At 48.3% G+C, this 23,498-nt stretch carries 18 protein-coding genes; 5 read left to right on the top strand and 13 right to left on the bottom strand.

Annotation, left to right across the window (positions count from 1 at the left end; genetic code table 11):
* Positions 1–24: 24 nt before the first annotated feature.
* The 7 genes from BLS44_RS01070 to BLS44_RS01040 form a co-directional block, all read right to left on the bottom strand.
* A complete protein-coding gene (locus BLS44_RS01070; protein WP_090388176.1) occupies positions 25–3,258 on the bottom strand; it encodes a glycosyl hydrolase in 3,234 nt (1,077 codons plus the stop codon).
* An 84-nt stretch (positions 3,259–3,342) separates the two neighbouring features.
* Entirely contained in the window at positions 3,343–5,085 is a 1,743-nt protein-coding gene (locus tag BLS44_RS01065) for a hypothetical protein (RefSeq protein WP_143019622.1), read from the bottom strand.
* Between the two features lie 317 nt (positions 5,086–5,402).
* Positions 5,403–6,314, bottom strand: coding sequence for a molybdate ABC transporter substrate-binding protein (locus BLS44_RS01060; protein ID WP_245729053.1), 912 nt, complete (start codon positions 6,312–6,314; stop codon positions 5,403–5,405).
* A 106-nt stretch (positions 6,315–6,420) separates the two neighbouring features.
* Positions 6,421–6,885: a DsrE family protein gene (locus tag BLS44_RS01055; protein WP_090388174.1), complete on the bottom strand. Its 465-nt coding sequence runs from the start codon at positions 6,883–6,885 to the stop codon at positions 6,421–6,423.
* Positions 6,886–6,928: 43 nt separating this feature from the next.
* On the bottom strand, positions 6,929–7,921 hold the full coding sequence (locus tag BLS44_RS01050; protein WP_090388173.1) for a c-type cytochrome: 993 nt from the start codon (positions 7,919–7,921) through the stop codon (positions 6,929–6,931).
* Between the two features lie 136 nt (positions 7,922–8,057).
* Positions 8,058–8,936: a PPK2 family polyphosphate kinase gene (locus BLS44_RS01045; protein WP_090388172.1), complete on the bottom strand. Its 879-nt coding sequence runs from the start codon at positions 8,934–8,936 to the stop codon at positions 8,058–8,060.
* A 148-nt stretch (positions 8,937–9,084) separates the two neighbouring features.
* Complete coding sequence (locus BLS44_RS01040) at positions 9,085–9,963, bottom strand: DMT family transporter (RefSeq protein ID WP_090388588.1); 879 nt, start codon at positions 9,961–9,963, stop codon at positions 9,085–9,087.
* 207 nt (positions 9,964–10,170) lie between these two features.
* Here BLS44_RS01040 and BLS44_RS01035 point away from each other — a divergent pair, with 207 nt between their 5' ends.
* From BLS44_RS01035 to BLS44_RS01025, 3 genes are all read left to right on the top strand, one after another.
* Positions 10,171–11,601: an arginine deiminase family protein gene (locus BLS44_RS01035; RefSeq protein ID WP_090388171.1), complete on the top strand. Its 1,431-nt coding sequence runs from the start codon at positions 10,171–10,173 to the stop codon at positions 11,599–11,601.
* A gap of 67 nt (positions 11,602–11,668) precedes the next feature.
* A complete protein-coding gene (gene ctlX / locus BLS44_RS01030; RefSeq protein ID WP_176954271.1) occupies positions 11,669–12,598 on the top strand; it encodes a citrulline utilization hydrolase CtlX in 930 nt (309 codons plus the stop codon).
* A 10-nt stretch (positions 12,599–12,608) separates the two neighbouring features.
* A complete protein-coding gene (locus tag BLS44_RS01025; protein WP_090388169.1) occupies positions 12,609–13,199 on the top strand; it encodes a DUF1684 domain-containing protein in 591 nt (196 codons plus the stop codon).
* A 6-nt stretch (positions 13,200–13,205) separates the two neighbouring features.
* On the opposite strand, the gene BLS44_RS01020 is transcribed toward BLS44_RS01025, so the two are convergent.
* From BLS44_RS01020 to BLS44_RS01005, 4 genes are all read right to left on the bottom strand, one after another.
* Positions 13,206–14,096 (bottom strand): SDR family oxidoreductase, encoded by an 891-nt coding sequence (locus tag BLS44_RS01020; protein ID WP_090388168.1) that lies wholly within the window; start codon positions 14,094–14,096, stop codon positions 13,206–13,208.
* An 893-nt stretch (positions 14,097–14,989) separates the two neighbouring features.
* The gene (locus tag BLS44_RS01015) at positions 14,990–15,847 is read right to left on the bottom strand and encodes a sigma-70 family RNA polymerase sigma factor (RefSeq protein WP_008585204.1); all 858 of its coding nucleotides are present in this window, start codon (positions 15,845–15,847) and stop codon (positions 14,990–14,992) included.
* A gap of 171 nt (positions 15,848–16,018) precedes the next feature.
* Positions 16,019–17,305 carry a prolipoprotein diacylglyceryl transferase gene (locus tag BLS44_RS01010; protein ID WP_090388167.1) on the bottom strand — a complete coding sequence of 429 codons (1,287 nt, stop codon included), beginning with the start codon at positions 17,303–17,305 and terminating at the stop codon, positions 16,019–16,021.
* Positions 17,306–17,471: 166 nt separating this feature from the next.
* Positions 17,472–17,888 carry a BrxA/BrxB family bacilliredoxin gene (locus BLS44_RS01005; RefSeq protein ID WP_090388166.1) on the bottom strand — a complete coding sequence of 139 codons (417 nt, stop codon included), beginning with the start codon at positions 17,886–17,888 and terminating at the stop codon, positions 17,472–17,474.
* Between the two features lie 361 nt (positions 17,889–18,249).
* On the opposite strand from BLS44_RS01005, the gene BLS44_RS01000 reads away from it, so the two are divergent.
* Complete coding sequence (locus tag BLS44_RS01000; RefSeq protein WP_090388165.1) at positions 18,250–18,696, top strand: Hsp20/alpha crystallin family protein; 447 nt, start codon at positions 18,250–18,252, stop codon at positions 18,694–18,696.
* A gap of 153 nt (positions 18,697–18,849) precedes the next feature.
* Positions 18,850–20,124, top strand: coding sequence for a hypothetical protein (locus BLS44_RS00995; RefSeq protein ID WP_090388164.1), 1,275 nt, complete (start codon positions 18,850–18,852; stop codon positions 20,122–20,124).
* A 158-nt stretch (positions 20,125–20,282) separates the two neighbouring features.
* Here the strand turns inward: BLS44_RS00995 and pdeM are convergent, their stop codons facing one another.
* Positions 20,283–20,933, bottom strand: coding sequence for a ligase-associated DNA damage response endonuclease PdeM (pdeM, locus tag BLS44_RS00990; protein WP_090388163.1), 651 nt, complete (start codon positions 20,931–20,933; stop codon positions 20,283–20,285).
* Positions 20,917–23,412 (bottom strand): ligase-associated DNA damage response DEXH box helicase, encoded by a 2,496-nt coding sequence (locus BLS44_RS00985; protein ID WP_245729052.1) that lies wholly within the window; start codon positions 23,410–23,412, stop codon positions 20,917–20,919. Before BLS44_RS00985 ends, pdeM begins: the two co-directional genes overlap by 17 nt.
* Positions 23,413–23,498: the final 86 nt, after the last annotated feature.

The raw sequence follows: 23,498 nt of genomic DNA, 5'->3' as shown, positions 1-23,498 counted from the left end.
GTCAAATTTCAGTGTATTCTTTAATTAATAGATCTCAAGTGTTACCGGCCCCGTTAATCCCGCTTTGTGCAACGGGCTTTTACTGTTGTAAGGATTAACGATCGTCCATGTGCTCCGTTTCTCTGCAGGCAGACGCTGGTCCCCGATCAGCCGGTTCACCCAGGTATTGACAACTCTAACCTCCAATATGTTGTCCTCTTTGGTCAGATAATCCGAGATATCCAGCTTATAAGGAGCGGTCCATACATTGCCTACCTCTTTGCCATTTACCGAAACGGTTCCGATAGCTACCAGTTCACCCAAATCCAGGAGCACTTTCTGGCCCTTGGCTACGGTTAACCTGGGTAACGAAATTTTATAGGTTGCCGCGCCGGAAAAATACTTGATTGCCGAGTCCCGGTGTCTGGACCAATCTGTCAGCTCATCCATCTTAACACTGAAACTACCTGTAACCGGGCTTTGAAAAGCCACATCCCAGGTACCGGAAACCGGTATTACTTTTTCCGGGGCCGGAAAATTACGTTTCCCATTTTGCTCCGTTGACTTGGATTTGCGAAAAAGGATAAAGGCGCTTTCAAATTTATCCAGCTCCAGCGGCACGGTAATCTGCCTGCCGTTATCCGTAAACTCCGGCAGCTCCCTCATGGTGCCTTTTACCGCATCCCACAATTCCGGCACCCTTCCGGAAGTCCGGAACGCTGGTGTTGCGCTGATCTTTTTATCGGACTGATTGGCTATAAAGTACAGCTCGCCATCCTTCAGTGTACGGTGCAGGTAAACAACCGGGTCGTTCTTTTTAAGCGCTACATCCGGAACCATAGCAAGGTGCTCCATTGCCGCATCGAGTGTTAGCCCGTTCAGCACCAATCCTTTCCCATATTTATTTTCCGTCCTGGTTTTTCCATCAACACCGTTCCACAGCGCCGCCCCAAGTTGCTGCACTTCCCGGTCGGCCTCCGCATAGTTTGCCAAACTTGGTGAGCGCTTCGGCCGGGGGCCTAATATTACGCCTCCTGCTTTAACCAATGCTTCAACTTTACGCAACACTTCGGGCCGGATGGTTTCCAGCTTTGGCAGTACCAATACTTTGTAGGAAAGTCCGTCAGGAAGGGTAAAGCGGCCATTCTTCATGGTTACCCTTTTCAGCAGCACTTCTGCATTCATATAATCGAAGGCATACCCTTTGGGCATTGCAGGATCCTGTACTCCTGTCATTTTGGGGGCATCCTCTCCTATAAAGTAGGCCACATCTGCTACATAACGTCCCTGCTGCAGCAGGTAATTGCTCCTTTTTATATAATGCATAAAACCGCCCATATCATAAAACCAGGTGTTGAAGCGATTGAACTCGTTCCCAAACCAGGCATTTACGCCAGGTAATTTGCCTTCATAAGGCTGATGAATGTATACATGCAGCAACGTATTATTGATCCCCTCTGCAAAAAAGCGGTCACCCCGCTCCTTAAACATAGCCGGGTACCGGCCAAAAGTATTGCCCGCCGCTGTAAACGATTCTGCCGACACTTTTGTTTTCCCGTAAATATGTGCGGCAGATGATGCAGCCCGGTTCTCTATATTCCCCAATTCCCCCTCACTCCAGAACTCACCTCCGATTTCATCTGATTGCCCGCCATATTGCAGGAACTCCCCGGGAAATCCCCAGTGCCCGTAATTTTCCAGCCAGATGGTCAACCCATGTTTATGGCTTATATCACGCAAACCACCTACATATTCATAGGCCACCATATCAGCAATGAGCCGGCGTACGTCCCATAAAAAACGATCCGACTGTTCCTGGCTGCCTACTACAAACCCGTGAAATACCGGCGAAAAAGGTACCGGGTCATAGCCGTATACCTTTTTGAACCTGGCCGCAAACGCATCGGTCCAGTTCTGGCCTCCGGTTTCATAGCTGTCCTGCACAGCAACTTTAAATGCGCTGCGATCCTGTTCAGGTATCCTCCGCAAAATTTCACCAATGAAAGCATTAAAATGCGCCAGCACATGTTCCTGGTTCATTTTATCAATCTCAAGTCCTACTCCTTCGGGACTTGCCGGACCGTTGGTTACTCCTGTAGGCACCATTCCTGAATTCAGAATGATCCAATGTCCTTCTGGAACCTCCCAGTTAAGTACACCGCTTTTATCAACATTACCTGTAAGATTCAGCACATCCCCGGGTTTTACCACATAAGCGGGGTCCTGTACGGCAGCCTGCGGCTCCCACTGATAGTCGTGCCAGTACGGAAGCGGTGTAGGATGCATGCGTACCAACGTTTTCTCTTTAAAACGTTCCACCCGCGGAGCCGCGGCAATTTCCACTTCAGCTATTCCTCCATCGCCCTGCACATTCTTGACCAGGATTTTATATTCCCTTGCCTCCACTGCATCAAAAGAAACCGTTACCGGGGCAAACGGTTCAAATCCCACATTCAGATTATTGTTGCTCCGGTCCAGCCGGAATGCTCTAACCGGTACAAAATCATTTCCTTTCCTGGCTTCCAGCACTACATCGAAGGCCATATTACGCCGGCCGGGGTACACGGTAAAACTTCTTGCAGTAAACGCCTTATCTGTCGTTATTGTAATTTCATTTGTCTGCCCTTTTTCCAAAGCAACTTCTGTATTTACATCTTTGTCAAAAATGTTTTGCAGTGCCGGGCTTTTCAGGTTTGATTGAAATTTGGAACCTGCCGCTGTTATTGTTAGACCATAATCCTTAGGCGCGCGAAAAGCCAGCACCTGTACCGGCTGAAAGTCTTTATCCGGAACCCGCAATTGAGCCTGGAAACGGCGGCCACCGGTTACCAGGGTATCCGTTGTTGCCAGATACCGCATGGCCTGGCCGGGTTTTACCCAGGGCCCGCCCGACTGGCTCCATCCCGGGCTATTGAAAATGCCGATATCGATTTTCAGTTCGGTGGCAGTCTTTAATGCGGTATGCAAAATATCCCACCATTCATCTGTAAAAATTTTTACTTTACCGTAAGCATTGCCCGGCAGATCACTTAACCCTATATTACCGATGAATGCCCGGTTAATACCAACAGCCTTCATTGCCTGCAGGTCCTTAACAACCCCTTCTTTTGAGAGGTTATCGGATATCCAGTACCAGTACACACTGGTCTGAATGGAATCGGGCACTGTTGTAAATACACGCTCCACAGTATTCCAGTCGCTGCCGTTCTTTTTGGCAGTGCTACACGCTCCCAACAACAAAAAACACAATCCTGTCAGGTATAAATGGCAAACTCTCATAACTAATATTCCTCCGGTTCTTACAAATAAATCAAATTTAAGGCAGACAACCGTCCTGCCCCACCCTGTATAAAGTAAACACGGCTACTTAAAGTGCAGCAGCAGATTCATCCGGCCACCCGGCGCAGCGTCCCCATTGGTATACCAATCCAATGGATCTGCTTTCTGCATGTTGTCCGACCATTTAAGCTCTAAAAAGCCATCCTTCCCGGGCACACCTATAAAAGCATAAGGTATTGCGATCATCAGCTGGTTTCCCTGCATTGTGAATGCTACCGTTGCAATCGTTTGCCAGGTTTCATCAATAAACCGCTGCAATTGATTACCGGCAACGACCCGGTAATCATACCCGTACCAGCCGGAAGTGTAGGACTGGTCTGTATTGAGCCAGAGCGTCATCCAGTTGTCTCCCGAGGCAGCCGTTAAGGTATCCACAGTGCTTGCATAAAAATACAGCTGTTCCTTCCCGGTAACAACCTTAACAGTTTTTAAATCATTCCTGCCGGTGGTATTTGTATAAACAACAGCAGGATCAGTCTGCGCACCCGGGTGTGAGCGGTGTATGACATCACCCGTGTAATCTTCATAAGCTGCCGGTACCGTCTTCCAGTCGTTCCAGTTGCGGATCGCATCTTTTCGAAATATGGGCGAGGTTGCAGACGTTCCTTTATACCGGCGGATATTTCCGATCAGCTGCATATAATAGTGATCCCGCAGCCCGGCTGTTAATGAGGGCTCAATATCCCTGCTGTACTCAGGGCTGGCCTGGTCCACAAACAATGCCTGATTCTTATCTCCCGATTGCCGGCGCCATTTACCGGCGATCCACTCATTCCATCCTGTAACAAATACAAACGGAACATCCTGTCCGATGGCAAAATCCCACTGTTCCTGGATATTATACCCATAGAACAGGTCTTTTGCGGGGTTGCCCGGAGAGCCTTTCCGGAAGCTACGGCCCCAGTTCCCGGAGCGGCCATAAAATGCAGACCCGCCCATTGAAGCATCCAGGTTGGGATGTTGCGCAGTGGAAACGTTGATGATCTCCTTCTCTCCTTTTTTATTATAGTATACGGGTTGCGGACGTTGAAATTCGATCCAGGGCCAGCCGTTTTCCTTTTTTGCTTCATTAGGCCATTGCGACTCCCGGAAAGTAAAAAACTGCTCATAATTCTTTCCTTTTGCTTCGGCCGACAAGCCTATTATCAAGGGTTTCCCGTTAAGATAAAACCAACAGTCCGGATAGCGATGCGGCGCTCCTTCTCTATAATAAGTATCGAAGATATCCTGCATTGCTGCGCCGGAAGCGGTGTTAGTGTAATACACTACCTTGGGAGGATTTTTGCCCTGTATCCGAACGGCTTCTATTGCTTTAAAGAGCGCGTCTGACTGGGTTGGGTAAATCAATTTATTCGTAGCATCGATCACTAAAAAATCCACGCCGGCATCTGTCAGCAATTGTATATTTTTCAGGTGCACCCAATAGTCGTCGCCTCTGTAGTACCCGTAAACAGGTTCGCCCCAGAAATAATACCTTCCTGCCACACCGGCGCCACCGCCCCACCCGGGATGATTAAAATCGTGAAAAACATCGGGGGTTTTAAGATAGATTTCGCTCAGGTCCCAAACGCGCTCAGCCGTTTTTGAATGCACATCTCCCTGCCACAAAAAATAAAACAGGCCCACCTGTTTTCCTGTCTTTACGCTGCCAACAGCGTTATGCAGCGGCAACACCCTGCCCAGGTCATCAATACCACTAAGAGCCTGGCCCCTGCAATAAAGCCCCAGGCCACATAAAAAAGCAAAGCAAATAAACGATCGTTTCACCTGTTATTCTTTTTTCATTATACATCCGGGCAAAACCGCTTCCTACTCAAATAAGCAATTGATTAATGAACGTCCGAAGAATACTTCGCAGTTGTGAACTCGGTCAAAGTAATTGATTGCTGTATATAAAAGGGTCCTGCCTCCCGCAGTAATGGCAAACTCCGTTTTGATCCTGCGGGGGCACGAATAAATAAAACTTGCACCATATAACCGTCCTGTACCTACCTGAAAACAACCTGTTTCCCAATAAAAAAGCGGTCTTTCAAATGAAGTAAGACCGCTTTTATTGTATGGAGTGCAACCCCTCAGCCGATCGCTCAGGGTGTGGTAAATCCGTATTTTTTATAAATGGCTTTTGCAGAGGCGCTTTTTAAGAAGCGCATAAAATCCTTCGCAGCCTGCGGATGCGGTGCCGCTTTCAGCCGGCCTGCCATATAGGTTGCCTGGATGTTTTCATGATCCGGTATCGGTACCAGTTCTACCGGATGACCGATCATTGCCTGGTAATATGCCTCCGAATACCAGACAGGCCCTGCATCGCTTTTCCCATACAATACCCACATCGGCGTTTGGCGGTGATGGATCTGGGTAAGCAGCGTTGTGCTGTCTTTTACTTTTGTATCCATGATCCTGTTTTTAAGCGGCTCTCCCCCGGCTTTAACATAGGCCGCTTCTATTCTTTTGCCGATACCTTCAAATTGAGGATTAGGCATGGCTACCAATACCTCTTTTCTTCCGAGGTCTTTTAATCCTCCGATCCCTCTGGGATTACCTTTTTGCACCATTATGGCCAGCTTATTGTAGGCATAAGCCGCGGTATCTGTAAACAGGCGGGCCATTGCATCTATCCGGGTTTTACCGGCAGTGTACACATCCGGCCTCAGGGTAATACGCAGGTTACCCATGGTCAAAGATCCGCCCTCTATTTGCTTTGCCAGGATCCCCGGTGGCAAGGTTTCTGCAAATATGCGCGTGTAACGCGGATAGGCTTTTTTAAATGCTCCCAGCAGTTCATCGATACACATAAACTGGTTTCCTGCAAAAAAAACCACCAGCTGAGGGTCATTAATATCACCATACAGGTCGGGCGTGTTATTAACACCCGGCACGGTAAACATTACTGCGCTTTGTGGGGGTGTGTTCCAGGGAGGGTCAAAACGGTGCTCCTGTGCCGCTGCAAAACCGGCACATACCTGGCAAAGGGCCAGGATCATGAATTTCCTTTTCATTGCTGATTCTTTTTTTACTTCATATCAGTACGGCTCTTTACAATACAGGCCGGGCGCTCATATGCTTCCCGGTAGTTGTTCTTCAGAGCTGATTGTTCCGGGCATATCAGGGTTTGATCACCGACCATCCCTCTGCCTGGCGCAGGATCAGCTCTCCATTGCCGCTTGGTACCAGGCCAATAAAGTCATAGATCTGCTCCCGGTCGATCTTCCGCTCTTTCAGGGTATTGGCGCATTGTGCCACGATCACACCTTTGTCTACAAGCTGTTTTAATGCGTCCTTATACTTACTTTCCTTTAAGAAGGCATCTGTACCGCCACTGAATGCAACCAGCTCGGCCTGCAATTTCCCCTTCAGTCTTGGATCATTTAATGCATTATTGAGGTTGCGCAGTACTTTTTCGATGATCCTGGGATCCCCGCTATCCATTTGATAGATCACCCGGTATTGCTGTTGCCGGGCCACTGCACCTGCAAAACTCCTGTTCTTTTCTTCTTTCTTTGTCAGTTGCTGGGCAGATGCGGCCCAGCTCAGCATCAAACACCCAACAACCAGTACCATCTGTTTCATTGTCTTTTTTTTTAGTGAAAACAAAAATGCCCGTCTAAAATACTCATTTTAATGCAGCCTGTGCCAGCTCGATCGGGCCGTAAGGGCCATATTTATGCTGCCGCTCAGAAAAACTGTCAATATACGGCCCATAGGGCGCATCCAGTGGCTTTTTCGCCAGCAGCGCCCAATCTTCATGCTGGTCAAATGCCGGGCGCGGCTGGCTGTCGATATAAGCTGCCACATCCCAGCACTCTTCATCCGTAAGCTGGGGATTGCGGTAGGTAGTGCCCAGCGGCATATTATTTTTTATAAAGCCGGCCATACTGCGTAAACGGAATAGTCCTGCCCCGTCATTGAAACTGCCGGCACCCCATAAAGGCGGATACAAATGACCGGTTCCTTCAGCATCCGGCTGACCGGCGCCATCCTCTCCGTGGCAGGTTATGCAGCGGGCCTGGTACACGCTCCTTCCTTTGGTAGGGTCCGCCGCCCTGTCCAGAAACTTCAGTTTCATAATGGAGGTTCCGGGTAATGCTTTGCCCCTGGGCACACCATCACCCAGCCACCGGAGATAGGCATAGATAGCCTGCATCTCTTTAGATGCGGTATCCAGTTTTTGCCCGTTAAGGCTTCGCTGGAAGCAATCGTTGATCCGGGCGTAGATATCCTGGATCCCGTTATTGCGTGCCCGGTATTGGGGATAGGTGGCAAACACCTTTCCAAAGTTATTTCCAAAAGGAACGGTCCCCCCTTTAAGGTGACAGTTCTGGCAGTTCATGCCATTGCTGAGCGCAGCCACGGTCCCCTTCGGCCCCAGGTAGTGTGCCGTGTTAGCGATCAGTTCGTACCCGTACCGGACCTGTTTTCCCTCTGCTGTATAATCGGGGATCTGGTAATGGTTCCAGCCCGTCCAGGCAGGCGCCACGGCTTCCGCACCGGCAGTTCCTTTTTGCAAAGGCTGATCATGCGCCTCCTCCTCCGTGCATCCGTTTTCCGCAAGCACTATAACGATCATTATTAAAAATATAAGGGCCGGTATCAAAAAAGCTTTCATACTGCTGTATCTTTTATACAACAAAACTAAGTCTGTCTGCAGAAATGCAGTAATGAATAAAGCCAATAGCCCATAACTTAAAGTTATAGCAAATTTAGTCTACTATTCAAATAGGATATAAGCCGCCTGTAGTTCTTTATTCCTGCTCCAGCTGCTGTTTATATTGCCGGATATGCTCTTTTATAGCTTTTTCAGGTTTGGGATACGCAATATCCTTATAGGTTGTCAATTGCTCAAGGAGGATGGAAGCAACCAGGTAGCGGCAGATATCTTTATCATCCGCCGGGATCACATACCAGGGGGCCCTGGGGGGGCTTGTATGCCGGATGGCTTCTTCATAACAATCCATGTAACGGGTCCATAACTGCCTTTCCGCCAGGTCGCCGGGAGAAAATTTCCACTGGTGTTTTTCTTTCTCCAATCTTCGCAGCAAGCGGAACTTTTGCTCTTTCTTGCTAAGATTGAGGAAAAATTTAAACAGGAGGGTTCCGTTCTCCACCAGCTGTTCTTCGAAATGATTGATCTGTCCAAAACGTTTTTCCCAGAAATCTTTGGGCAGGTCCTTTACATTTTCAATTCCAGGGATCTTTTCGTTCAGCAGGTATTCCGGATGAACCCGGGTCACCAATACATTTTCATAATGGGTCCGGTTAAATACGCCAAACTTGCCTTTTTCCGGTAATGCAATGGCATGACGCCAGAGATAGTCATGCTGCAGTTCAAGCGCAGAGGGCGTTTTAAAGCTGCTGACCACTACGCCTCTTACGTTAAACGCTTCAAACACTTCGCGGATAAGGCTATCCTTACCGGCCGTATCCATTCCCTGCAGGCAAACCAGAACACTGTACCGGTTATGTGCATACAATTTTTCCTGGAAAGCAGCCAGCTCCTTCCGTACCTCTTTCAAGCGCTCCTTTGCATCGGTTGCTTTTATGCGGGATGAAATATCGGAAGGATAATTTTTTAACTTAAAATTTTTGTCGGTCTTAAACTGCGCTGCTAAAACAGGTTTCATGTGCGGATTCATTAGTTGATCACTGAAGATACTAAATTCTTGTTCAACTGTGCGCTGCCTTTGAATTGAGCATTTGAAAACGTGTAAATGTCTCTACCTTTCACTCTCCACTTCTCACTTTCTACTTCTCACTCTACCCCCCAAATCCCTAAGCCGCCTTCCGGTTGTTCCGTTTTAAGATCACCGCATGCAGGATAAGCGTAAGGCTGATAATAGTAAACCCGAGGTAAAATCCGTTATTCAGCGATTTGTTCTCCTTAAGAATAATAAATGCCATCAGGATGCCGTACAACGGTTCCAGGTTGTACGACAGGCTTACGGTAAAGGCCGAAAGCTTTTTCAGCGCGCTCATTGAGAACTGGAATGCCACTACCGAACAGAGCCAGGCCAATACCAGCAGCCACAGGAAATCGCTCAGGGACGGCAGCAAGGTTGCAACAGGAAACATCCGGAGATAGAAAGGCATTACCAGCGACAGGGTAATAAATCCCCCGGTCATCTGCCAGGTAAGCACGGTTTGCATATTGACCCGTTTCATCGAGAACTTCAGCAGGATCGGGAACAAAGCGGCAAAAAAGGAAGAGATAAAACCCAGTATGATCCCCAGTTTATATTGCGCATCAAAATGAAAGATGAGGTAAATCCCGAATACGGAGCAAAGGCCCAGGATCAGCTCTGTTTTTTTTATGGGTACCCGGTTGAGCAGGGGCTCCAGGATCGCCGAAAAAAAGCCTACGGCTGAAAGACAGACCAACCCGATCGACACATTTCCATACTTGATGGAGGCATAAAAAAACACCCAATGCAATGCCGACAAAAAGCCTATGCCCGATATTTTAAGCGCTTCTTTAAAAGACAACTTCTGCAGTTTTCCGGTAATACGCATCCATACCCAAAGCGTCACCGCTGCGATCATCAGCCGGTACCAGACCAATAGCCCTTCATTCAGCGTAATCAACTCTCCTAAAATGCCCGTAAACCCAGCCAGTAACACCGCTATATGTAATTGTAAGAACGCTTTTTTCATCCGTATATTTGTTTGCCTGCAGCCCTGCTGCGATTTTTGGACCACCCGGGAAACGGCGGAAACGACATTGATGCATTCTCCTGCCCGGAAAATGCGTCCTCCCCGTTTCATTGCGGATGCAAGCTAATTAAATTACAGAACTTTGACGGCAAACATTCATTCCCTTATTTTTGTTTATACCAGGCATTCGCCTTTAATGGACTCTATATGCAAATAAACGTAACCTCGGAAATCGGCTTGTTAAGAAAGCTGTTGGTGCACAGCCCCGATAGCGGTATCGGGAAGGTCATTCCCTCAAAAGCGCAGGACTGGCTTTTTGAGGATATTGTACACCTGGATACCATTCGCCGGAAGGAATACGATTATTACACAAAACTGCTCTTATACTTCCTGGACCCGGCAGTGATCAAAGGGCGCCTGGAGGCTGTTGACCACCCCAGCAACAACTACCAGTTCTATAAGCCCGGAAGGGCGGGTTTTCATCATTCAAAGAACGTGATCGAAATACAGGTGCTGCTGGCGGATATTCTCCGCAGTGCTGCCATTAAACAAAAGCTGGTGGCCTCTGTTTGCGCCATCGAGAACTGTTCTTACCTAACCCAGGAACTGCTGCTGACCCAGAAACCGGAGGAGCTGGCCAAGATCTTTATCAGCGGAACCGGTAATGATCTCGAAATGCTGTTTCCCCCCGTTCCCAACTTTATTTTTACCCGGGACATCGGCATTGTTATCAGGGATCATATCCTTTTAAATAAACCCGCCAAAAAAGCACGGCTGCGGGAGGCATTGCTAATGAAATATATATTTTTCAATCACCCGCTGTTTAAGGACTACCGGAACAACATCATTGAGCTTTCCGACAGCCCTTATCACTTCCTGTTGCCGGTAGATGCGGATGAATATAATGTTACCCTTGAGGGAGGGGATGTAATGGTTGTAAGCAGCAACCATGTGGTGATCGGGATCAGCGAACGGACCAGCAGGGCGGCAGCCCACCAGGTGGCCACAACTCTTTTTAAAAAGAACATCGTTGAAAAAGTGACCCTCGTACAGATCCCCCAGAAACGGGAATACATGCACATCGACACGATCTTTACCCAGGTAAAAAAAGACACCTGGGTTATGCTCGGCGCCTTTTCGAAAAAAAGGGTAAAAAAAGAAATGAGCGATGTGATCCTGAGAGCCATTGAAGACCATAAACCGGAGATGGCCGTTTCCATTATCCAGTTCCGGAAGAAGGACCCGTCCCGGCCGGTCCGCTTTGCCAGCCTGGAAGACCTGCTGACCGACATCAGTAAAAAGGATCTGAACGTAAAAGGAGCTGTAACCATCATTCATTCCGGCAATGATGAGTTCCCTTTTGACCTCCGGGAGCAGTGGACCGACAGCTGTAACCTGCTGGCGCTGAAAGACGGTGTGGTTGTAGGCTATGACCGGAACGATAAAACCCTGGAGGCTTTTCGCAAGGCCGGGTTCCGGATCATCGACATTAAAGAGCTGCTGCCGCAGCTGGAAAGCGGCGCAACAGATCCTCAAAAAATGCGCAATACTTTTATTACCATACCGTCGGCAGAACTTTCGAGGGCCAGGGGCGGCTTTCATTGTATGAGCATGCCCCTGTTGCGCGATAGTATTTAAGAGCCCTGCCATCTGCCGGCATGTATTATGATAAGACCGCCCCGCGGCGGCATCAAATTTTTTCGATATGCAAACAACCTCTCATCTACTGATGATCCGGCCCATTGCCTTTGGCTTCAATCCTGAAACAGCCGTGAACAATGCGTTTCAAAAAAAGGATAACGACTGGAATGTAAACGAAAAAGCCCAGCAGGAATTTGACGGGCTGGTGGCCCTGCTGAAACAGCATCAAATCGATGTTTGCGTGATACAGGATCAGCCACAGCCGTATACACCCGACTCCGTTTTCCCCAATAACTGGATCTCCATGCACGATGACGGGCAGATCGTACTTTACCCGATGTTTGCCCCCAACCGGAGAGCAGAGCGGTCCAAAGGCGTTACCGACCAGCTGAAGGAGCAGTTCATCATCTACTCCAAGGTAGACCTGACCGGCTACGAAAAAGAGCAGTTGTTCCTGGAAGGCACCGGCAGCATGGTGCTGGACCGGGTACACCAGAAAGCTTATGCCTGCCTTTCGCCCCGTACCGACGAACGGGTGTTGCTTGATTTTTGTGAAGTGCTCGATTTTACCCCGGTGCTTTTTCATGCAGCCGATAAGAACGGCACTCCGGTATACCATACCAATGTTATGATGAGCGTGGCCGAAGACTATGCCCTCATTGCCCCGGATAGTATCACCGATCCGGCGGAGCGGGACCGTGTGCTGCAATCCCTTGCCAGCACCGGGAAGACCGTCATCCCCATCACTCTCAGTCAAATGGAACACTTTGCAGGAAATGCCCTGCAGGTAAGGAATGCCGGCGGGCAACGGTTCCTGGTCATGTCTTCTGCAGCGTTTGGATCGCTGACAGCCCTGCAGCGACAGCAACTGGAAACCTATAATCCCATTTTACATACCCCGCTCAGCACTATTGAACAGAATGGCGGGGGCAGTGCCCGTTGCATGATCGCAGAGGTCTTTCTACCCTTGCAACAGCCCCACCATCCCCGTTAAAAAAATCAATATGAAACGAATTTTATTTTGCACTTTTATCGTACTGTCTGCCGCTCTGGCAAGCGCCCAGGATATCTACAAAGACAGCATCGACCATTTTATAGCGGCATACGTAAAGAACCACCAGGTGGTGACAGGAGATCATAAAAAACAATTTCGCTTTTTCCCGGTTAACAAGAGCTACCGGGTAACCGCTCACTTCAAAAAAGTAACCGATAGTCCGTGGATCTCCATACCAACCTCCAACGGCAAGTCCAAACAATACCGCATCTACGGATGGCTGAAATTCACGCTGAACGGGCGTAAACAAAAACTGGCGGTATACCAATCCCAGTTCCTGTTACAACATAACGAATACTTTGATTACCTGTTCCTGCCTTTCAAAGATGCCACAAATGGAAAGGACAGCTATGAAACGGGAAGATACCTGGATCTGAAGATCTCGGATATCCGGAACGGGCGTATCATCTTAGACTTTAACAAGGCTTACAATCCCTATTGCGCTTATGTGACCGGGAAATACAGCTGCCCGCTGCCTCCCAAAGAAAACCACCTCAGGATCACAGTTGCGGCCGGTGAAAAGCAATTTGCCAAAGAGTAGCCGACATCAACCACCCAGCGTTTTCTCCAGTCCCTCGCGGAAAGACACCGGTGCATATCCCAGTACCTGTTTTGCCCTGGAGATATCCAGCCCGCTTTTTAGCGGACGCCGGGCCAGTGCATTTAATGAAGCCGTGGTTACCGGTTCCAGCAACGGCGCGTCCAGTCCCAGGTACGCTGCTACCCTGGTGGCCATACCATAGGGCGACAGCTGATCTTCACCGCAAAGATGAAAAATCCCCGTTGCTTTTTTTTCAATGATCGCCGCAATACCTTTTGCCAGGTCACCGGCATAAGTAGGTGTCCGCTCCTGGTCGTTCACCACGCGGTAGGCCTCCCGGTTCCGGATCTTTTTGGAGATCATTGTAACAAAGCAATCGCGGCCATACAGGGGTTTCCCATATACAAATACCGTCCGTACAATAGCCCAGGGATATTCGTACTCCCGTACAGCTTCTTCCGCTTCCAGCTTGGTACGGCCATAATAACTGAGCGGGCCTGCCGGGTCATTCTCTGTATGCATTCCTCCCTGCCCGTTAAAAATAAAATCGGTAGATAAAAAGACAAAAAAGCTCCTGTGCGCTGCAGCGTTCAGCAGCAGCTGTACGGTTCCAACGGTATTGATCTTATAGGCTTCGGCCTGGTCCTTTTCACAATCATCCGGTTTGCTCATAGCGCCGCCATGCACCACTACTTCGGGCTGAATGGCTTCAAATGCGGCATCCAGCGCATACGGATCGGTAAAGTCCATCTGAACGAACCGGTAACCGGGCCGCCCGTCAAATGCCGACAGATCCGGCATTCGCGAAGATGCGAATACCGTATGACCGGCATCCAGTAACTGTTGTACCACATAACTTCCGACCAGCCCGTTTGAGCCTGTTACCAAGATTTTCATAATACAATAATAACGAGATAAAATTTAAAAATGTGGAAATGTGAAAATGGAAGTCAATGGTTCATGGGCGACGGTCAATAGTTCATAGTTAATAGATTTATAGGTACGAAGTGAAATCGAACGTGAAACCTGGGGCAATTTGAAAATTTGAAAAGTGGATCCCGATAGCTATCGCATGCGCGTCAGGTTAATTTTAGGAATAGTGGTTAAAGGCCAAAGCTGCAGCGCAGCGTTGCGCTTATTAGCACCGAACAGGAGACGGAACAGAGGTGCAGCGCACCGGTACTATAAGAGCCTGTTTAAATTTTATTGATGGAATTTATTATGAAGCTATTTTGGAGCGAAACAAGGAAAATTTTGCAGGCATAGTAGGCCACTATGGCGAAAAATTTAACGCAGTTGCAGCCCAAAACAGCCATAATAAAGCCATTGAATGAATTTTAAACAGGCTCTAAGTCTCCTCCGAAACGATTCCCGCCGCGCTGCGGCTACGGGCATGTCCCTGGAAGTTCTTGTTACCATTATTTGCGGCGCGCTGCGCCTGCTATGAAAAGATCAGGTCTTTTTAGCTTCCAAAGGCTTATTCATACTACATTTTATTGCAATAGACCTGCTTTTTATCTTGACGCACATGCGATGACTATCCAGAGTAGAAATTCAACATCAAGCATGTACACAGGACCTGACATCAAACCCCAAACCAGGAACCTATCCGGGGTTACTTCCCCAGGATCGCAGACAGGCGGTCCTGCAGGGCTTCCCCGCTCAGGTTCTTTGCAATAATGATCCCGTTGGGATCTATTAAAAAAATCCTCAACATTCCATACAGGTATTAAAACAAAACAGCCCCGGAACTTTCCGGAGCTGTCAAATACTATATGGTCTTAAAACGCTTAACCCAGGTAGGACTTCAACGCACTGCTGTAGCGTGCTTTTTGTAAGCGCTTGATCGCGCGTTCCTTGATCTGGCGGATCCGTTCTTTGGTAAGGTCGTATTTCTGCCCGATCTGCTCAATGGTAACCCCGTTTTCTCCATCCAGGCCAAAATACGCATTTACGATTTCAGCCTCCCTCGGGGAAAGCGACTTGAGTACACGGCGGATCTCGTTGCGCAGGGAATCCTTCATCACATCATCATCCGTATCCGAGCCACCTTCCAGCAGATCCCCCATGGCCACATCCTCCGCTTCATGAACAGGTGCATCCAGCGAGGTATGACGGGTATTGCTCTGGAAGATATTGTTGATCTCTGTTTCGCTCATTTCCAGCAATTCTGACAATTCTTCTGTAGAAGGTTCCCGCTCGTGTTCCTGCTCAAAGGCCATGTAGGCCTTGTTAGCCTTATTATAGGTACCAATTTTATTTTGCGGCAAACGCACCAACCTTCCCTGCTCGGCCAGGGCCTGCAAGATAGACTGACGGATCCACCAAACCGCGTACGAGATAAATTTAAAGCCCTTTGTTTCATCAAAACGCTGCGCAGCCTTGATCAGGCCGAGGTTCCCCTCATTGATCAGATCGCTTAATGAAAGTCCCTGGTGTTGGTATTGTTTGGCCACAGAAACCACAAAACGGAGGTTAGCCTGAACCAGTTTATCCAGTGCACGCTGATCACCCATTTTTATCTTCTGAGCCAGTGTTGTTTCTTCTTCGGGCGTGATCATAGAGATCTTTGAGATCTCCTGCAGATATTTTTCGACCGCCTGAGAGTCACGGTTAGTAATTTGTGTAGCAATTTTTAGCTGGCGCATAATAGAATTTAATTATAATAGCCGTCCGAAAAGGGTTCGGATTTCCTATAGAACAATATTAACAGTTTTTTTAAAAACATTCAAAGATACAACAGATTTTGCGAAAAACCATCCGGCCGCAGGAACTTATCTGTAATATAACAGTTTTTTTAAAAGATAGTTACTATCAGGTTATGACGTTTTTAAAAAGGAATCCTTTCCCTTGTAGCCGCGCTTTAGCAGGACCATCATCACAATACCGCCAATGATCATAAGGAAGGAGATCAGCTCTGCCTGGGTGATCTGCATTCCCAGGAAATCCATCTTCACATTTACCCGGATCTTTTCAATAAAAAACCGCTCTAAACCGTTCAATATCAGGTAAACGCCAAAAAGCATCCCTGGTATTTTAAAGCGTTTCCGGATGGCCCACAGCAATCCGAACAGAAGCAGGCCCATAATAATTTCGTAAAGCGAGGTAGGGAATACCGGCACCGGCAGGTGATTACAATATTTTCCCACACAGTTACTGAGCGGAACTCCGGTTTCGTTTACATTATGCGGAAAATCATAGGCAAAAAACCAATCCGGCAAAAAGCTCAGGAAGCCGGGCTTGGGGAAAAAAGCATGGTGTGTGGAATTATGTGCAAAGAAGCCGGTTTGCTGCGTTACCGTGGTCTGAAAATCATTGATCGTAGCCGGGGCAATACCCCCTGCGCCCGATGTTTTGAAAGCTGCGTTATAAATTCCCCAGTCGCCGTCGCCGGAAACCTGGCAGCCAATACGCCCCAGGCCGTAAGCCAGCATCATTACCGGCGCCATTACATCAAGAAAATGCGGGAACGGTATCTGGTGTTTGCGGGTATACCACCAAAGCGCAATACCGGCGCAGATAAGCCCCCCATAGAAAGTGAGCCCCGACATAGAAAAAATAGAAGCCGGATCCTTGATAAATGAATCCCAGTTCTCAAAAGTATCAAAAAGCTTGGCGCCCAGCAATCCAAAGATGATTGCGATCATCGTAATCTCCCCCACCCGGTCATGCGGCCATACCCTGATGGTGCGCGTTTCGGGCTTGGCAAGTTTCTGTTTATTCTTTTCGCGCCATTTTACAAATGCAAATACCAGTCCCAGCGCAATCCCGGCCAGCCAGTTTCCCTGGGAGGAAAAAATATATTCCTGGGGATTAATAGCACTCCCGTTTGCCAGGAATAAGCCAATGATTTTATATCCAAGCACAAATCCGAGGACAAAGTTAACGGCCAGTTCCCCCGCGGTAGCAGGTTTTCCCACTTCCACTTTTTCCTCTACCGGGCCCAATACCCCTTCCTTTCCTTTCCTGCGAAGTTCCCGGGCCAGTACAATAGAACAGATAATAAACGCCAGCGCTACAAAAAAACCAAAGGAATTCACAAAATGCAGAAAGTTCCACTCAATCCCGAAAAAATCTTTAAATACGTAATATAGGTTTGGATACATGCGTTAAAGTTGAGCACAATATTACAAATATAATACTGGTTTAAGGTTTAAACACTTAAAAGTTTTCCCTTTCCGGCAGGATGGGGCCATCCTCTTTGATGAGGGCAAAGAAAAAGGTCCTCCATGCTTCCATGCAGGACCTTCTGTTCATTAACCCGGCGGGAAATTAATTGCAATATTCGTCGAAAGCAGCAACCAGGTTCTGGGCGATCATTTGTGCAGAACGTCCTTCGATCTGATGGCGCTCAATAAAATGCACTAACTCCCCATCTTTAAATAACGCAATGGAAGGAGAAGATGGCGGATATGGCAGCAGGTGCTCACGCACTTTGCTTACCGCATCCAGGTCAAACCCGGCAAAGCTGGTGGTAAGATGGTCCGGCTTTTTATCGGTATTGGCTACAGCCAGCAAAACACCGGGGCGGGCGGTTCCGGCGGAACATCCGCATACTGAATTGATCACCAGAAGATTGGTGCCTTTTTTTGCCAAAGAAGCTTCTACCGCTTCCGGAGTAGACAGGTTTTCGAAACCATTATCAGTCAATTCCTCCATCATTGGGATCACTATTTCCTGTGGATACATATTTTATATAGATTTTAAAACGATAACGCAAAAATAGACAAAAAGTTGGAGCAAAGTTTCCGGGGAACGGGCACGCGAAGCTGATTTTTTGCCACAGAGGCGCCGGAGCACCGAAGCCCCTCGATTTCTGCCCCTGGTTCCCCGGTTGTCATGAATACGCAAAAACAGGAGGAAGCAATCCCTGTTTCTGAGCTTCAGCCCTCCTTTTTACTGACAAGACTAAGTATAAATACCTACATTAAAGACATTTTGTCATTAGAAACAAGGAGAATAGCGCCATTTTTTCCGATTTATTCAATTGGATCCTGATTTGATCCCTGCTATACAAATCAAGATTTTTAAAAAAATAAAACGAATAGCAATGACAAACGTAAAATTTAACGGAACTCCTTTTGAAAGAACCTTAACCAGCCTGGTGGATGATTTTATAACCGAAATACCCACCCTTTTTAAACCTGAGGTTAAAAATCCGGCTCACAAGGGTTTTGTGCCGGTGAACATTACTGAGAAAGAAAACGAATACCAGATCGAAGTAGTGGCCCCCGGGTTTGATAAAAGCGATTTTAAGATCAACCTGGACCAGCAGGTGCTTACGATCTCCGGTGATCAAAATGAAACAACAGCGGCTACAACGGATAAAACCATTCGTAAAGAATTCCGGACCCGTTCCTTTAAAAGAACTTTCACTGTTGATGACAAAGTAGATACAGATAAGATCGAAGCCAAATATGTTAATGGTATCTTAATAGTAACGATCCAGAAAAAGGAAACTACTAAAACAGCGTCAAAAGATATAGAAGTTCTTTAATGAAAATAAAAGCATAGAAATTTTTCTCATAAGCAGTTAGTTTTGGTTTAGAGCCCGTTGTTTCTACAATGGGCTTTTTTATTTCATGTAAACCTTATTCCGTCGGAGTTCGTCATAAACCAGTAAATTCGCAAATCATTTTAACCGCCCATTATGATCATGCTCAAAAAAATTGTAATTTTTACAGCCTTTGTGCTATCCGTTTGCGGCGCCCTCCATGCCCAGGTTACAAATGACTCCGTAAACCTTCCCACAGTTTCCAATATTGTCCGCCACGCTGATACCGCGCTGCGGATCATTAACCTGTATCCTTATTTTTCCCTGCACGTGGATTCCAACCTGTCCTACAGGCTGCAGATCAATAAGCCTCAAAAAAATTATTACTGGTTCCTGAAAGACGCCCCATCCGGCCTGCGGATCGACAAGGATGAGGGCACCCTTTCCTTCAAGTCCAATAAATCGCTTTTTATGTCCGGCAGGCTGAAATATGACACCAAATATCCCGTGCAGATCGGCGTACAAAGCCTGTCGGATCCTCATGACCGGGTAGACACTTCTTTTACGATCTCGTTCTACAGTACCGATATCATTTTTCCCCGCATCAAGCCGTCTGTGGTTAGCCCGGTATACGTAGAGGAAGGCAGCAAGCTGTCTTTTAATGTTCTCTGCGACAATGGAAATTTTGCCATCGAACGGATCCTCGTTACCAGCAATATTTCCATAGGCGGTTTTAAACTGCCCAAATCCTGCGACGATACATTTGAGTGGACCCCCGGCTATGATTTCGTGGGCGAAAAAGACTCGGGCCAGGTAAAGATTGTAAACCTGGTGTTTATTGGCACCACCCAGTTCAATTTTACGGACACGGCCCGCGTAAAGGTAATAGTACGGAATGCGCTCAACTTTGATATCGCCACCCGGGAGTATAATGACGCCCTGGAAAATATGAACCGCTGGCTGCTGCGGTATAAGTATACCTTTTTGCAGCTGGATAAAAAACTGAAATCCACCAAAACATGGAGATCTGGCTTTGATATTACCACAGCCACCACCACTACTACCGGAACCGTGATATCCACAACCGTCAACAACAACAAAGTAGCGACTCCAAAGGTGCTGGCCGGAGCCGGTGCCCTGGCCATACCCATACGGGAGGCCGCAGTTCCTTCAAAAACGGTAGAGCAAAACCAGGCCGGGCAGCTCCGGGCAAATATCAAGCGCCTCGAATACGTGGTTTTTGACTGTAAACTATCGGGCGACCGCGATCCGAACATCGCTTCCAAAACGGAAACCCTGAAAAAGGAGCTTCGTCAAAGCCAGGCTCAACTGGGGGAAGTACCTACAGAAATGGCGGAAAATATGTCGGAGGAACAGATCAACAAATATTTTAACAGCTCAAGAGTACAACGGAAATACCGGTTAAAATAACATCTTTAACCTCCTGCGGCGCCGTGCTGATTCTTGCCTCAGGGGGATGATAGCGAAGTGAGGATCGCTGTGCCTGTGACACTGGCAGAGCTGACCAAAGGCTGATTGCGGAAAGCTGGTAGCCGATGACGGTTCCCCCCTCGTGGGTGCAACGGTTTTTAAAACTCAAATAGTTTATTTTCACTGATCACATAACAGGTGTGGCCGGCCGACGCCCCGGTATACAGACCGGTGAACTGGCTGAAGGCCGGCAATATCAGGTGATGGCGGCCCCTGATAAAACAAGGCAGGCATAAGGATTGCTTTGCTTTTCCGGAGATCCGATACCCCGGATGCAGGTGTCCTGAAATAGTAAACCGGCCTGCTTGCTCCGCTTGCATTTCATGTACAAAATGTATTTCCCCAAGCCCGTAGGTCTCCGGCGTAACGGTTACCTGAATACCGGCATAATCGATATCCATATGCCGGTCGTGGTTACCGGGCACCAACAGGAAAGAGAGCTCTTTATAAGACTGCCGCCAGTCTTGAAACAAATGTACATCGTTATTGAACCGGTGGTGGAACATATCACCGGCAACAAGCACCTGCTCCGGTTTAAATTCATGGATAAGATGTCCTAAACGCCGGAGGTCATCCGTCAGCACAGCAGAGGAAACAGGGATACCATGAGCCCGGAAATAGCCCGTTTTTCCCAGGTGCAGGTCCGACAGGATCAGCATTTTCTTTTCCGGCCAGTAGACGGCCCGCCCGGCTGAGAGCACCAGGGGCATTGCATCGTAAAAAATGGTTATTTTATCGGTTCCCGGCATTTTTTCCTTTCGATTTATACCCGGCTTCTTCCTGCATCCGCCGGATCTGGGTATCCAGCTCTTCACTGCTCAAATTCTGACGAAGGCTATCCACTTTTATAGGAAAGCTCAGTGGCGTAAACGCCGCAGCCCTGATGATCACTATTTTACTCCTTAATATGCGCTGTAAAGCTGCCATCAGCCGCGGCTCCTCCAACTGCTGATAAAACACTTCGTCGAAAGCCTGTCTTAATAAAAGATTTTCCGGGTCATATTGCTCAAAGATCCGGAAGATCAGCCCCGAAGACGACTGAAGGTTTTTATTGTTTTTTAGCTGTCCGGCGTAATTACGCATCACCAGGCCGGCAATGACCGAAATGTCCCGGAATTTACGGCCTGCCATCTCCGCAGCGTTGATGCTTTTGCTGATATCGGCGGTCAGGTTTTCGGTTGAAAAAACGGTGTCCAGTTGTTCCCTGGTAAATTTCAACGGCTGATCGCTGAGCAGCTCAAAGCCATAATCATTCATCGCCATGGAAAAGGTAATAGGCTGGATCCTGCTGAAACGATAAGCCACCAATGCGGCCATCACTTCATGCACCAGCCGCCCTTCAAACGGGTACATATAAATATGATGCCCGTCTTTTGTTTCGATCAGTTCGATCAGGAACTCATCTTCCCGCGGAACATGGGATACCTGCTGCTGCTGTACAAATAAAGGGTACAATGCTTTCAGCTCCCTGTCGCGGGTGCCGGGGTTCAACGCATCTGTGTACTTATGCCGTAATAAAGCACTCAGGTTGGAGGAAAGCGGCAGCCTGCCCCCCATCCAGCTTGGGGTGATGGCCCGCTTAGCCTTACTGTGCCGCACCAGCACCGTCATATCTTTGATCATCACAAACTCCACCACTTTTCCTGCCAGGCCAAAAGTATCACCGGGCAGCAAACGGGCAACAAAGTATTCCTCTACCATACCGATATAGCCCCCCGACAAATATTTCACCTTTAACATAGGATCACTAACGATCACTCCCAGGTTCATCCGGTGCATCATGGCGATCTTCCGGCTCTTTACCCGGTAAACACCTTCCTCCACGACCACTTTCTGAAACTCATCATACGCATGCAGCACTTCGCCTCCCCTGGTTACAAATCGCAGTAACCATTGCCATTCCTCCGGCGCCAGCTCCCTGAAACAGTAGGTTTGTTTTACTTCCTCAAACAACTCCTTTTCCCTGAAACCTTCTCCTACGGCCAGCGTTACCAGGTATTGCACCAATACATCAAACGTAAACACCAGTGGCACCCGGTCCTCTATGATCTTTTCCCTGGCAGCCTCCTTCAGCGCTGCAGCTTCCACCAGCTCCAGTGAGTGGGTGGGCAAAAAATAGATCCTGGAGGTTTCAAACGGGGAATGGCCGCTGCGGCCTGCCCGTTGCAAAAAACGCGCAACCCCCTTGGGCGACCCGATCTGTATAACGGTATCCACCGGTTTAAAATCGACGCCCAGATCCAGCGAAGAAGTACAGATCACCACTTTCAGCTGGCCGGTGTGCAGCCGGTCTTCGATCCACGCACGCAGTTCCGCATCCACCGATCCATGATGCAGGGCCAGCTGCCCCGCCAGATCGGGCGCAGCGCTTAACAGTACCTGGTACCACAGTTCGGACTGCCCGCGGGTATTGGTAAAGATCAGGGTCGTATTGCTCTTTTCGATCACCGGCAACAGCCGTGCCGCCAGCCGGGTACCTAAATGCCCCGCCCAGGGCAACTCCCCGATATGATCCGGTATAATGGACAGAATGGAGGTCTTCTTTTGCTCCTTTGCCTGTATCTTTACCCGCGAGCCTGATGTACCAGGCAGCAGCGCTTCCAGAGCTTCGTCCACATTCCCGATCGTTGCGGAAATGCCCCAAACCCTAAGCCCGGGGGCCACTCCCTTTAAACGGGCTATGGCCAGTTCGGTAAGCACGCCCCGTTTACTCCCCAGCAACTCATGCCATTCATCTACCGCAATACATTGCAGCGATGTAAAAAGAGCAGTATTATTTTTTTGAGCAAAAAGCAGGTGCAGGCTTTCCGGGGTGATGATCATCACTTCGGGCATTTTCTTTTTCTGACGCTGGCGTTCCGCTGCCGGCGTATCCCCGTTACGCACTCCTACCTCCCAATCCAGCCCTATTTCTTCCAGCGCCGTCTTCATGGCCCTTCCCAGGTCTTTAGCCAGTGACCGCAATGGAGTTACCCACAATAACTTCAGCCCCGGACCATAGGCCCCGGGGTGGTTCAAATAATGGATCACTAAAGCCAGGAATACGGAGAACGTTTTTCCAAAACCTGTTGGAGCAATGACCAGGCCTGAGCGCCCGTTCTCAAACTGCTTCCAGGTTTCCTTTTGAAAATGGAAGGGGCGCCTGGATACACGCTGCATCCACTCATCAATAATCCGGTACCCTGCAGACCCTTCAAAACGCGCCACGTTACGATCTTTTTTTAGCAAAACGCCCCAGGTATTTTCAATTTTTAAACTGAGGACGAAACAGGTAAAATTAACTATAAAAATGCGGTTCCGCATAGTTGGCAGCA

This window comes from Niabella drilacis (assembly GCF_900101395.1).
GTDB lineage: Bacteria > Bacteroidota > Bacteroidia > Chitinophagales > Chitinophagaceae > Niabella > Niabella drilacis.
The sequence above is the reverse complement of the archived record's forward strand: the minus strand, read 5'-3'. Positions and strand labels throughout refer to the sequence as shown.